Genomic DNA, 11,236 nt, shown 5'->3' on the forward strand with positions numbered 1-11,236 from the left:
CTACCCCGGGTACACGCCCAATATCGGTGTTCTCGTCGCCATGATGAAATACGTTCATTTCACGACCCTGCAAGCGGTCGCGGGCCTGAGCATCGAGGAACTGAACGCCATCCCGCCCGGCTTTTCCAACTCCATCGGGATGCTGCTCGCCCATATCGCGGCGCTCGACCGGCTGTATCAGCGCCTGAGCTTTCGGGACCGGGGCTTTGACGACCAGGAATGGCAGGAATACAGCGGACCCATAAGCCTGGGGGAGGGCGAGCGGGTTCGGGGCCTCCCGTTGAAGCACTATCTGAATGAGTTGACGGCTGCCCGCGCCGATACCCTCGCCCGACACGATGATGCCTGGCTGGCCTCGAACCTCCGGGTGCCCGGCTTCGAGTCCCCCAACCACCATTGGGCCTAGTTCCATGTCATGGAAGATGAGGTGAGCCACCGGGGGCAGATCCGCATTCTGCGTAAGGCGCTGAGTAAGCGGGCAGAGTAACGTCCTCACCTCCCGGGACTTCCCGCACCCTTCCCCGGCCCTAAAATGGGACCATGTTGGGGACCACGCATGGTTGAACGCATCCATCTCGCCAAACCGCGCGGCTTCTGCGCGGGCGTGGTCATGGCGATCCAGGCGGTGGAAAAGGCCGCGCGGGCGGAGAACAAGCCCGTCACGGTCTACCACTCCATCGTTCACAACCACACCGTCGTGGAGCGGCTGGAGCGACAGCACGACGTGCATTTCGTAGAGAGCCTGGACGACATCACGGCGCTGCCCGACGGGAGCGAGACGGTCGTCTTCAGCGCCCACGGCATCAGCCCGGTGGTGCGCGAGCGGGCCCGGGCGCTGGGGCTGGCGACTATAGACGCGACCTGCCCGCTGGTGACCAAGGTCCACACCGAGGCGAAGAAGTACGCGCGGGAGGGGTACACGATCCTCCTGATCGGCGACAGCGCCCAGCACCAGGAGGTCATCGGCACGCGCGGCGAGGCGCCCGAGAACACCATCATCGTGGGCGTCCTGGGCAAGACGGGCGAGGGCCTGCATGACCCCCATACGGTCGAGGTACCTGACCCCGAGCGCGTGGTCGTCCTGACCCAGACCACCTTGAGCGTGGACGACACCCGGCGCACGGTGGACATCCTCAAAGCCCGTTTCCCGCGGCTGGTCGTTCCCCCCAGCGAGGACCTGTGCTACGCGACCAAGAACCGCCAGGACGCCGTCAAGGCCATCGCTCCCCAGGTGGACGCCTTTCTCGTCCTGACGAGCACGCATTCCAGCAACGGAATGAGATTGCTGGAACTCGCCCGTGACCTGTGTGGCCGGGCAGAACGCCTGGAGACGGACGCTGATCTGGCCGATCTCGACCTGCCGGGCGTGCGCTCGCTGGGCATCACGAGCGCCGCGAGCACCCCTGACGACCTCGTGCAGAACGTGGTCGCCCACTTCCGCCGCCTCAACCCGAATCTGGAAGTAGTCGAGGAGGGCGAGTGGGAGAACATCGAATTCCGCGAGCCGAAGAGAATTTTGCCGACGCAGACGTTGCCGCGGACGATGCAGTAGCCGAGGAGCCTATACCCTCTCCCCTGGTGGGAGAGGGCCGTGGTCAGGAGGCGTGTGATCAGCCCAAGCATCTACAAGATGGCCTGCCTCATCTACTGGCCGCGCCGCAAGTCGTGCCCGTTCACCCCCTCTCCTGCGGAGCTGTGCCAGTTCCAGCCTCCCCCTTAAGGAGGGGCTTTTTTGCTGTTGCACACGGCGTTTCCCTCCGGGGAGAGGCCTCGGTACACCTCTCCCCTACCTCCACCTACCCCTCGCGGATATAGCCCGTCTTCAGGAACTCCTGTACCAGGGGTTCGAGGTCGTGCAGGGCAAGGTCACTCCGCATGGCGTACTCGGCGGGCGAGAGCCGGTCGTGCAGGGCGCGCAGCAGGGCGAGGCCGACCGGGCCGTACTGGGCGCGAAAGGCGCGGTGCACGTCGAGGATGGGGTTCAGGGCGTCGCGGCCCCGCAGCATCATCGCATAGGGGCGGTGGGCCCACCCGGCGAGGCTGCTGGGCAGGATCAGCGTCTGCGGGCGTAGCGGGGCGGGAAAGGCCCCCTCGTAGGGCAGCGTGGCGGGCATGGTGGCGATGATTTCGCCACGCACGTAGAAGATCGCCCCGGTGGGCCGGGCGTGCAGGCCGGTGAAGTCCTCCGTCAGGTTGAACTTCCAGGCACGGCTGCCCACACCGCTCAGCACGTGCGCGTACGTCGGCGGGAGGGGGTGCGCGTTGAGGACGGCCCCCTGTTCGTAGAGGTTGAGGAGTTCGCCCAGGGCCTGTTCCCCGGTAGCGCTCACAGCGGCGGCGGTGACGGTGCGGCCCTCGAACAGCAGCACGTAGGCGCTCTGGTCGCCCAGGGTGGCGTGCAGGTAGCCGTACCAAGCCGCCTCGTGCAGGTACTTCAGGAAGGCGTGCAGGTCACAGAAATGCACCTTCAGGCCCGCGTGGGTGGGCGGGGACTGCGGCAGGAAGCGCGCCAGGAACGGTGACGCGGTGGGAAACATCGGGGCGAGGTCGGGAATCCACTCGGCGAGTTCCTCCGGCGGCTCATTGCCGGAGGCCTCCGGGCGATGGGGCTCGGGCCGACCTCCCTCGCGCCGCAGGCCGTCCCCGGGCTGACCCTCTCCCTGCGACATCAGCCGTCCCTCCCCGTCGCCGTGACCGGTTCCAGAAGCGTGAGGCCCCGGCGGTAACGGATGGCCTGCTCCACGTAGCGCGGGGCGTTGCCGGGAGCCTCCACCTCGCGCACCACCCGGGCGGGCACCCCCACCGCGAGCATCCCGTCGGGAACGTGCTGGCCCTCGCGCAGCAGCGCCCCGGCGGCCAGCACCGCACCGGCGCCCAGGCGGGAGCCGTTCAGCATCACCGCCCCCATCCCCACCAGACTGCCGGCGGCGCAGTGGGCCCCGTGGACGACCGCCCGGTGGCCGACCGTCACGTCCGCCTCCAGGGTGCAGGGATATCCGGCGTCGGTGTGCAGCACCGCCCCATCCTGCACGTTGCAACGGGGGCCGATGGTGATGGGTTCAATGTCCCCCCGCGCCGCCGCCCCGAACCACACGCTGGCCTCCTCGGCGACCGACACGCGCCCGGTCAGATCGGCGCTCGGGGCAATGAAGGCGGTGGGGTGAATCTCGGGACGGATTCCATCGAGGGCATACACGGGCATGGGGCCTCCGGGAACTGCGCTCACCCGCGGCTCGCCCCGGACAGGACGGCCAGCGCGGCGCGCAGCAGGTGTTGATCTTCGGGGTACGTTAACATGCCCGCCGCCACCTCGGCGGGGAAAAAGCCCCCCTCCGGAAAGGTTTCCTCCAGGGTGGTGGGGGTCTTTCCCTCCGCCCGCATGGCGAACCAGTGGATCACGCGCGCCTCGCCCCGGTCGTTGGTATAGCGGGTCTCGGGCAAGGGGATTAGGGGGCTGGCCGTGACGCCGGTTTCCTCGCGCACCTCGCGCACCGCGGTCTGCTCCAGCGTCTCGCCCGGCTCGACGTGGCCCTTGGGAAAGGCCCAGGCGCCGCTGCGGTAACGCACGAGCAGCACCCGCCCCGCGCTGTCCAGCACGACGCCTCCAGCTCCGGGGGTGGGAACTTCGGGGCCGGACGGGGAGGAGGCGGGCATGGGCGGAGTATACGTGCCGCGCCTCCCTCCCCTTTAATGTTCACCGACTTGCGCGCATCTCCCCTGGGCGAACATGCGATAATGCACATGTCTCACATCCACCCATCAAGAGGTCTCGGCTCAGAGGGCCGAAGCGCCGGGTCTGTGACCGTGGGATGCAAGGAGAGTTATGGCTCAAGGTCGGGTAAAGTGGTTTAACGTCGAAAAGGGCTACGGGTTTATCGAGCACCCGGGTAACCCTGACGTGTTCGTGCACTACAGCGCCATCCAGAGCGGCGGCTTCCGCAAGCTGAACGAGGGCGACGAGGTCGAGTTCGAGGTCGAGGCCGGTCAGGGCAGCAAGGGTCCCCAGGCCAAGAACGTGGTCGTCACGAACGCTGCTCCCGCGCCGATGGGCGGCCAGGGCTACTCGGGCGGCGGCAACCGGGGCGGCGGCGGCAGCCGCTGGTAAGCCGAAGGCACTTCTGAACTTCCAGGGGTGGGCGCCACGCGCGTCCGCTCCTTTTCCATTCACCTCCCCGGTCTCTCCGGCGAATGTGCGGCCCCTGCCAACCCTGGGTCCCCGTAGGATGCGTGCATGACCGACGCGCCGCCCACCGTCCCCCTCGGCCGACACGAGCAGGCCCACCGCGCTGCGGCCCCAGCCGAGGGGGAGGCGAGCCTGGTCGCCGCGCCGACGGTCACCACTTACCCCATGACCTTTACCGGGCAGGCGGGCGAGTATTTCCGCAGCTGGATCGTGAACAGCGCGCTGACCATCGTGACGCTGGGGCTGTACCTGCCCTGGGCGCGGGTGCGGCAGCGGCAGTATTTCTACGGCCACACCTGGGTGGATGGGCATAACTTCGAGTACACCGCGAGTCCGCTCGCCCTGCTGCGCGGCTACCTGATCGTGGGCGCCCTGTTCCTGGCCTACTCGCTCGCCCTGAACCTGCAGTTTCGCGGCTGGGAATACGTGGCAGGCGTGATCGGCCTGGCGTACGTCCTGCTCTACCCCTGGCTGGTGATGAAGTCGCTGCGCTTCCTGGCCGTGAGCACCACCCACCGCGGCCTGCGCTTCCGGCACTACGGGAAGGCGGGCGGGGCATACGCGGCCTACGGGCTGGCGAACCTCGCCTCGGGGCTCTCCGCGGGGCTGGCCCTGCCCTGGGCCTGGTTCATGCAGCGCCGCTATCAGGTGGAGAACGCGGCGTACGGCGATGCCCGGGCGATCTTCCGGGGGGACGTGGGCAACTTCTACGTCATCGGCCTGACGGGGCTGGCGGTGGCGATTGGGGGTGCGGTGCTTCTGGGGGTGGGAGGCTTCCTGCTCGTGGCGCTCTTTGCCGGTGTGCTGGGCTCCTTGGGCGAGGACGTGCTGGACGGCCCTGTCTCAACCACAACCCTGGTCGTCATCGGGGCGCTCTACCTCGCCTTCCTCGCCCTCTACGCCGTCGCCTGGCAGTACGTGCGAGCGGCGACCATGCGCTACGTCCTGAACACGGTGGAAATCGGCGGCGTGGTGCGGACGGGCGCGACTTTCAGTCCGTGGCGGCTGGTGTGGATCGGGGTGTCGAACACGGTGGTGCGGGTTCTCACCCTGGGCCTGGCGACGCCCTGGGCCGCCGTGCGCCGCGCTCGCTACGTCCTGGACGGCGTGCAGGTCCGGGCCATCGCTCCCCTGGACGACTTCGCGGCCTCCCAGGCTCCTCAGGAGAACGCGCTGGGCGAGGCGGCGACGGAACTCCTCGACATCAACCTGGGGTTCTGACATGACGGCCCCCGACCCCTCCCCCCTCTCGCTGTCCGGCGTGGCCTTTGACGGGCGCAGCAGCCGGGACCGGGCCGCCACGCTCGACGTGAGTGGGGACGTGGCCGTGCTGCGCGTGGAGGGTGGGGAAAGCCACTGGCCGCTCGCGCAGGTCCACATCGACCCGCCCGTGCCGGGAGTGCGCCGGGTGTTGAAGTTCCCCGACGGTATGAGATTCGAGACGCGGGACGACGCCGGGGTGACGGCCCTGGAAATCCGAACCGGCCGCAACCGGGCGCTGGGGGGCGTTCGCCGCCTGGAGGCTCGCTGGTGGACCGCGCTAGGCGCCCTCGCCCTGACGCTGGCCTTCGCCTGGGACTTTGTGGTGTTCGGGATTCCCGCCCTGGCCCGGACGGCGGCCACCGCCACACCGCGCCCGGTGCTGGCGACGTTCGACCGGGAGACGATCCAATTCCTGGAGGGGAACGGCTACCTCGCGCCGAGTCGGCTGAGCGCGGCGCGGCAACAGCAGCTCCAGGCGGAATTCCGCCGGGTGGTGGCCTGGGCGGTCGGCGACTACCCCTACCGCCTGCTGCTGCGTGACGGCGAGCCGGGGGACGCGCCCTTCCAAATCGGCGCGAACGCCTTCGCCCTGCCCAACGGCACGGTGGTGATGACCGATCAGCTCGTGGCCCTCGCGCGCAGTGACCGCGAACTCCTCGGGGTGCTCGCGCACGAGACGGGGCATGTGACGGGGCGGCACGGACTGGCGGGGGTGTACCAGGGGCTGGGGCTGACGCTGCTCTCGGTCGCCGTGACGGGCGACCTGATCAGCGCGGGCACCTTTGCCGCCGCCGTGCCCGCCGCGCTGCTTCGCAACGGCTACTCGCGTGCCGCCGAGACGCAGGCCGACGAGACGGCAGGCCGCTACTTGATGGACGAGTACGGCACGACCAAGCCCCTGCGCGACATCCTCGCCCGGCTGGAGGAAGATGACCGCGAGGCCGACGAGAACAGTGTTCAGGAGGGAAACCGCGCCGAGGACTTGCTCCAGACTCACCCAGGCACGGCCCAGCGCATCCGCCACCTGCGGGAGATCGAGGCGCGGGGGCGCTGAGCTACACCCGCCCACCCCGGCTGCTTCCCCGCGTGACGCCCCCGGCGATGAGGTGGGCGACGCGCAACGGCTCGGGAATGCGGCCCGTGACGGTCAGACCAGCGAGGGCCGCCTCCGCCTGCGGGAACGTGAGGCCCACCCGCTGCACCATCACCCCCCGGCAGGGTTCCATCGGGCCCAGCACCTCGATCAGCCGCCACTTCCGCGCCCCACCCGGAACGCAGGTCAGGAGCGCCCGGCGAATACGGTCCAGGTCGGGCGCGCGGCGGGCCACGATCAGGACGGGCAGCCCGGTTGCTCGGCGCAGCGCAGTGGCGTCCACCACGTTGAAGCCCGCCAGCGCCACCCCCTGGAGCAGGATCAGGTGCAGATGGTCCGCCGCCCCGCTCGCCCCCACCAGCCGGGCGAGTTCGTCCGTGCTGTTGCGCCCGTCGCGCCGCACCCGCCCGCTGACGACCGCGTGGAGGGTGTGCCGCGCGAAGACAGTGCCGAACACGCGCACATCACCCCGGTGCTCGCGGGCAAAGGGTGCGTCGTCGAAGCCGATGGCGTGGGACAACATGCCGAGGGCGGAGGGCTGAAGGCTCCCGACCTTCAGCCTTCCTCCAGCGCCCCCTCAATGTCCGAGAGCAGGTCGCCGATGTCCTCGATGCCGATGCTCAGGCGCAGCAGCCCCGGCGTGATGCCCAGGCGGCGGCGCTCGGCTTCGGGCAGGGCGCGGTGCGAGGTGCCCCAGGGCCAGGAGAGGGTGCTCACCACGTCGGCGAGGCTGGGGGCGAGGGGAATCTTCCCCGCCAGCGCGCGGACGAAGGCGGGCGCGTCCTCGATGTCGGCGCTGAGCATTCCGCCGAAGCCATTCGGGAAGAGGTCCTGGGCGAGGTCGAACTGCGGGTGACCCGCGAGGCCGGGGTGGTAGACCGCCCGCACGCGGGGATGGTTGGCGAGCACGTCCGCGACGGCCTGCGCGTTGCCGGAGTGGGCGCGCATCCTCAGGCCCAGCGTCTTGAGGCCCTGGAGGGTCATCCAGGCGTCGAAGGCGCTCATGGTGCCGCCCAGCCGCAGGAGCCGGGTGCGAGCGGTGGCGATGAGGTCCGCCCGGCCACAGACCACTCCGCCAAAGGCCGTGGAGTGCCCGCTGAGGTACTTGCTCACCGAGTGGGTCACGAGGTCCGCGCCGTGACGGGCGGGGCGGAACACGGCGGGGCTGGCGAAGGTGTTGTCCACGCTCAGAATTGCCTCGCGGGCGTGGGCCAGCTCCGCCAGCCGGGGCACGTCCGGCACCGTCAGCAGCGGGTTGGTCAGGCTCTCGACGTGCAGCACGCGCGTCTCGGGGCGGAAGGCGGCCTCCACCTCGGCGTGGTCGGTCGCGTCCACGAAGGTCACGGTGATCCCCAGTTGCGGGAACTCCTCGGCGAGCAGGGCGTAGGTCACCCCGTACACCCGGGCGTCGGCGACGACATGGTCCCCGGCCCTCAGCACCCCCAGCAGCGCGGCGCTGATCGCCGCCATGCCGCTCCCCGCGACCAGGGCGGCCTCGGTGCCCTCCAACGAGGCGAGGGCGCGTTCCAGCGTCGCCGCGTTCGGCGTGCCGTTGCGGTAGTAGAAGCTCGCCGGTTCCTCCCCGCTCATGGCCCGTTCCAGGGCATCGAGGTCGGGAAAGGCGTACACGGTGGACTGGTAGATCGGCTCGACGAGGGGCATGGAGCCATTGGGCCGCGCCTCCTCCCCGGCGCGGGCGGCGAGGGTAGTCAGGTCGTAATCGGGGGTGCTCACCTGCCTAGGCTAGCGCCCCGGCCTCCCAGTGGCCGCGACTCGCCGGCTTCTCCCCGCCGGTTCGGTCCGTCCGCCTACTCCCCGCCCGCCCACAACCCCTGCCGTTTCAGGGCGGCGACGAGGTGCGGCTCGCGCTTCTCCATGCTGCCGCCCGGCGCAAAGTAGGCCCGTAGCAGCCGCACCCAGTCGCCCGGTTGGCCCCGGCGAGCAGCGATGGGATTCATCACCTCGATGGCCTCCCGCAATTCCTCCTCCGTCCCATCTCGGTAGCGGTCCTCGTGAATCACGAGGGGGCGGGGCACCCGCGGGCGCAGAGGCGGCTGCTCGGCAGGGGTGCCGACCGTGAGCGCCGCGAAGGGCAGCACCCCGACGGGGAGTTCCAGCAGGTCGAGAATGCCCTCCAGCCCGTTCAGCACGCCGCCGATCCAGCACCCCTGGTAACCCAGCATCTCGGCGGCGGTGAGCAGGTTCTGCCCAGCCATCACCGCGTCGCCGATCCCGAAATGCACGGCGATGGCGGGCCAGTGACCGGGAGAGGACCCGGCGACTTCCAGCACCCGGCTCACCCGGCGCACGTCGAGGCAGACCACGAAGACCTCGGAGGCAGTGGCGATGTGGGCGTTCGTCGTGAGTTCCGCGACGCGGGCCCGGAGTTCGGGACTCACCAGGCGGATGAGCGAGTAAAGCTGCGCGGTCGCATCCGTCGGGGCGCGCTGCGCGGCGTGGAGGATGGCGTCGAGGTGGTCGGCGGGCAGCGGCAGCGGTGTCCCGTCCTCCCGCGTGACGTAGTGGCGGACGGTGCGGTGCGCGTCATAAAAGGCCCGCACGTCCCCCGGTGTGCGGGTGGGGCGGGTGGGCGAGTCGGTGGTCATGCGGGGCAGGATACGCCAGCACTCGCCAGGCCAAACTCCAAATCTTGACTTTTCTAATCAGATTAAACAGGATTGGGTGTGCGTCTACTTTCTTCTTTCCTCCACGCTGCCCTCCTGCTCGGTCTGGGGCAGGCGGCCCTCGCCGCGCCCATCACCCTGAAGCACGAGCTGGGCGAGGTCACCTTCAGCGCCACACCCAAGCGGGTGGTCGCCAACAGCGAGGAGGTGGCCGAACTGCTCACGGTGCTGGGGGTGCCCACCGTCGGTTACGCGTCGGGCCGGGTGGAGGGCCAGCTCGGGCAACCGCTGAAGAACCTTTCCACCCTGGCGGCGCCCACATTGAAGGGCGCGGTCTACATCGGCAAGTACGACCAGCCCTCGCTGGAACTCGTCGCGGCCCTGAAACCCGACCTGATCCTGATGGGCAGCGGCGACGGCAGCGAGAAGCTCTACCCGGCGATGCGGAAGTTCGCGCCCACCGTGGCCTACGACTACGACAAGACGCCCTGGCGCCAGGCGCTGGGGGACCTGGGGCGGCTGTTCGGCAAGTCGGCGCAGGCGAACGCTTACCTGGAAACCTTCGATGCGCGCGTGCGGGTGCTGCGGGCACAGATCGCGTCGGTCGCCGCCCGCGCGCCCCGCACCACGCTCCTGTACATGTACGAGCCTGGCAGCGTGATGGTGTTGGGCCGGGGCTTCAGCTTCTCCAGGACCCTCGCTCAACTCGGCCTGACCCTCACCACCCCGAAGGGCATTGACCCCAACGTGGCTTTTCAGACGCTGTCGCCGGAAACCCTGCTGACGCTCGACACGGACCGGGTGGTCGTGCTGCGCGTGAAAAAGGGCGGGCAACTGGTGGGGCGCAACGCCACCGACGACATGCTGAGGCGGCTGGGCAGGCCGGTGTTCACGTACCCGCTCGATCCGCAGGAGGCGTCCAGCGGGCCGCTGACGGACCTCAAGCGGCTGGAGGGCGTGGCGAAGCTCGTGAGGCGCTGAGGGAAGCGAAGGTTCAGGAAGGGTGGCCTTCGCTCGGAACCGGCGGCGGCACCACCAGCGCGCTCAGGCCCACGCCTCCCAGCCCCGCCATCACCGCCACGCCCAGCCACAATTCCAGGCTGAGGTTGCTCAGGCGCAGGGCCACCAGCAGGCCCAGGTACGGGACCCATACGGCCAGCGGGAGCAGGAACGCGAAGGCCCGCAGCGCCCAGGGCCGCGCCGGGGAAGGATTGAGCAGGAGCAGCAGGGCGTCCACGACCAGACCCGCCGCCAGCATCAGCAGGGGCACCCGCCACTCACCCGGCACGAGCATCAGCGCCATCAGGACCGTGTTCAGGCCGTACATCAGCGTCACGGCGCCGAAGGGCAGGCGGAAGCGCCGCAGCAGGAGCAGCACGGGCGCGGCCAGGATGAGCGCGGTGACGAGGATACTTCCCAGCTCGCCGCGCGTCTGCACGTAGCCCAGGCCCTGCGGGGCGCTCAGCAGGCCCCAGAGGTACATGTGCATGAAGGAGACGAAGCTCAGGAGCGCGGTGGCCGACAGCACGGCGGGCCAGGCGACTCCGGCCGGGGCCGCGCGGGAGGTGGGCGTGCGCCAGGCGCTCACGAGCGGCGCCGCCAGGATGCTCGCCGCCCCCGCGAACAGCAGCAGGTGCGTGGGCGAGAGCAGCGCCTCGATCCCCACCTCGATCCCGAAGACGGTGTGCCAGATCAGGTCGCCGATCCCGCCGATGCCGAAGATCGGCACGCCGAGCGCGGCGATGTGGTAGCCCTCCGGGAAGGCCGCGAAGCCCCGCCGTCCGGTTCGCCAGCCCTGCGCCCCCAGCCACAGCACCCAGGCCGCCACCGCCAGGAACCCCGAGTAGAACAGCGCGTGCCAGGGCGTGAAGAACGTCTCCAGGCTCTCCCCGTAGCGGTTGTGCGCCCAGCCGTCCACGAAGATGCCCGTCGTGAGCCACCAGCCCAGCGCCAGGGTGATGAGGTTCTGCGCGGGTGTGGCGCGGCGGATCGTGCCGGGGGCAGGCACGGAGGCGGGGACGGTCGTGGTCATAGCGCAGTGTAGGCACCCGCGGGGAAGTGGGGGAAAGAAGC

13 protein-coding genes are annotated in these 11,236 nt (G+C 69.8%); 6 read left to right on the forward strand and 7 right to left on the reverse strand.

Translation table 11 applies throughout. The annotated features are described in order from the left end of the window. Positions 1 to 40: 40 nt before the first annotated feature. Positions 41 to 406, forward strand: coding sequence for a DinB family protein (locus F784_RS22415; protein WP_019585889.1), 366 nt, complete (start codon positions 41 to 43; stop codon positions 404 to 406). Between the two features lie 150 nt (positions 407 to 556). Further along, entirely contained in the window at positions 557 to 1,552 is a 996-nt protein-coding gene (ispH, locus tag F784_RS0106390) for a 4-hydroxy-3-methylbut-2-enyl diphosphate reductase (RefSeq protein ID WP_019585890.1), read from the forward strand. Between the two features lie 244 nt (positions 1,553 to 1,796). On the opposite strand, the gene F784_RS0106395 is transcribed toward ispH, so the two are convergent. The 3 genes from F784_RS0106395 to F784_RS0106405 are packed head-to-tail and all read right to left on the reverse strand — an operon-like array spanning position 1,797 to position 3,654. Next, a complete protein-coding gene (locus tag F784_RS0106395; protein WP_019585891.1) occupies positions 1,797 to 2,669 on the reverse strand; it encodes a hypothetical protein in 873 nt (290 codons plus the stop codon). After that, entirely contained in the window at positions 2,669 to 3,202 is a 534-nt protein-coding gene (locus tag F784_RS0106400; protein ID WP_019585892.1) for a gamma carbonic anhydrase family protein, read from the reverse strand. Before F784_RS0106400 ends, F784_RS0106395 begins: the two co-directional genes overlap by 1 nt. A 20-nt stretch (positions 3,203 to 3,222) precedes the next feature. Then, entirely contained in the window at positions 3,223 to 3,654 is a 432-nt protein-coding gene (locus tag F784_RS0106405) for an NUDIX hydrolase (RefSeq protein WP_051086934.1), read from the reverse strand. Positions 3,655 to 3,823: 169 nt separating this feature from the next. Between F784_RS0106405 and F784_RS0106410 the strand changes: the two genes are divergently transcribed. From F784_RS0106410 to F784_RS0106420, 3 genes are all read left to right on the forward strand, one after another. Beyond that, positions 3,824 to 4,105: a cold-shock protein gene (locus tag F784_RS0106410; RefSeq protein ID WP_019585894.1), complete on the forward strand. Its 282-nt coding sequence runs from the start codon at positions 3,824 to 3,826 to the stop codon at positions 4,103 to 4,105. Between the two features lie 126 nt (positions 4,106 to 4,231). After that, a complete protein-coding gene (locus F784_RS0106415) occupies positions 4,232 to 5,404 on the forward strand; it encodes a YjgN family protein (protein WP_019585895.1) in 1,173 nt (390 codons plus the stop codon). A 1-nt stretch (position 5,405) separates the two neighbouring features. After that, positions 5,406 to 6,500 carry a M48 family metallopeptidase gene (locus F784_RS0106420; RefSeq protein ID WP_019585896.1) on the forward strand — a complete coding sequence of 365 codons (1,095 nt, stop codon included), beginning with the start codon at positions 5,406 to 5,408 and terminating at the stop codon, positions 6,498 to 6,500. Between the two features lies 1 nt (position 6,501). Here the strand turns inward: F784_RS0106420 and F784_RS0106425 are convergent, their stop codons facing one another. The 3 genes from F784_RS0106425 to F784_RS0106435 all read right to left on the reverse strand — a co-directional run bounded on the left by F784_RS0106425 (position 6,502) and on the right by F784_RS0106435 (position 9,145). After that, positions 6,502 to 7,062 carry an endonuclease dU gene (locus F784_RS0106425; protein WP_019585897.1) on the reverse strand — a complete coding sequence of 187 codons (561 nt, stop codon included), beginning with the start codon at positions 7,060 to 7,062 and terminating at the stop codon, positions 6,502 to 6,504. A gap of 32 nt (positions 7,063 to 7,094) precedes the next feature. Further along, positions 7,095 to 8,273 (reverse strand): trans-sulfuration enzyme family protein, encoded by a 1,179-nt coding sequence (locus tag F784_RS0106430; protein WP_019585898.1) that lies wholly within the window; start codon positions 8,271 to 8,273, stop codon positions 7,095 to 7,097. 74 nt (positions 8,274 to 8,347) lie between these two features. Continuing rightward, a complete protein-coding gene (locus tag F784_RS0106435) occupies positions 8,348 to 9,145 on the reverse strand; it encodes a nitroreductase family protein (protein ID WP_019585899.1) in 798 nt (265 codons plus the stop codon). 78 nt (positions 9,146 to 9,223) lie between these two features. Here F784_RS0106435 and F784_RS0106440 point away from each other — a divergent pair, with 78 nt between their 5' ends. Next, complete coding sequence (locus tag F784_RS0106440; protein WP_019585900.1) at positions 9,224 to 10,144, forward strand: ABC transporter substrate-binding protein; 921 nt, start codon at positions 9,224 to 9,226, stop codon at positions 10,142 to 10,144. 13 nt (positions 10,145 to 10,157) lie between these two features. Here the strand turns inward: F784_RS0106440 and F784_RS0106445 are convergent, their stop codons facing one another. After that, positions 10,158 to 11,195 (reverse strand): hypothetical protein, encoded by a 1,038-nt coding sequence (locus tag F784_RS0106445; RefSeq protein ID WP_019585901.1) that lies wholly within the window; start codon positions 11,193 to 11,195, stop codon positions 10,158 to 10,160. Positions 11,196 to 11,236: the final 41 nt, after the last annotated feature.

The organism is Deinococcus apachensis DSM 19763, from assembly GCF_000381345.1.
Classification (GTDB): domain Bacteria; phylum Deinococcota; class Deinococci; order Deinococcales; family Deinococcaceae; genus Deinococcus; species Deinococcus apachensis.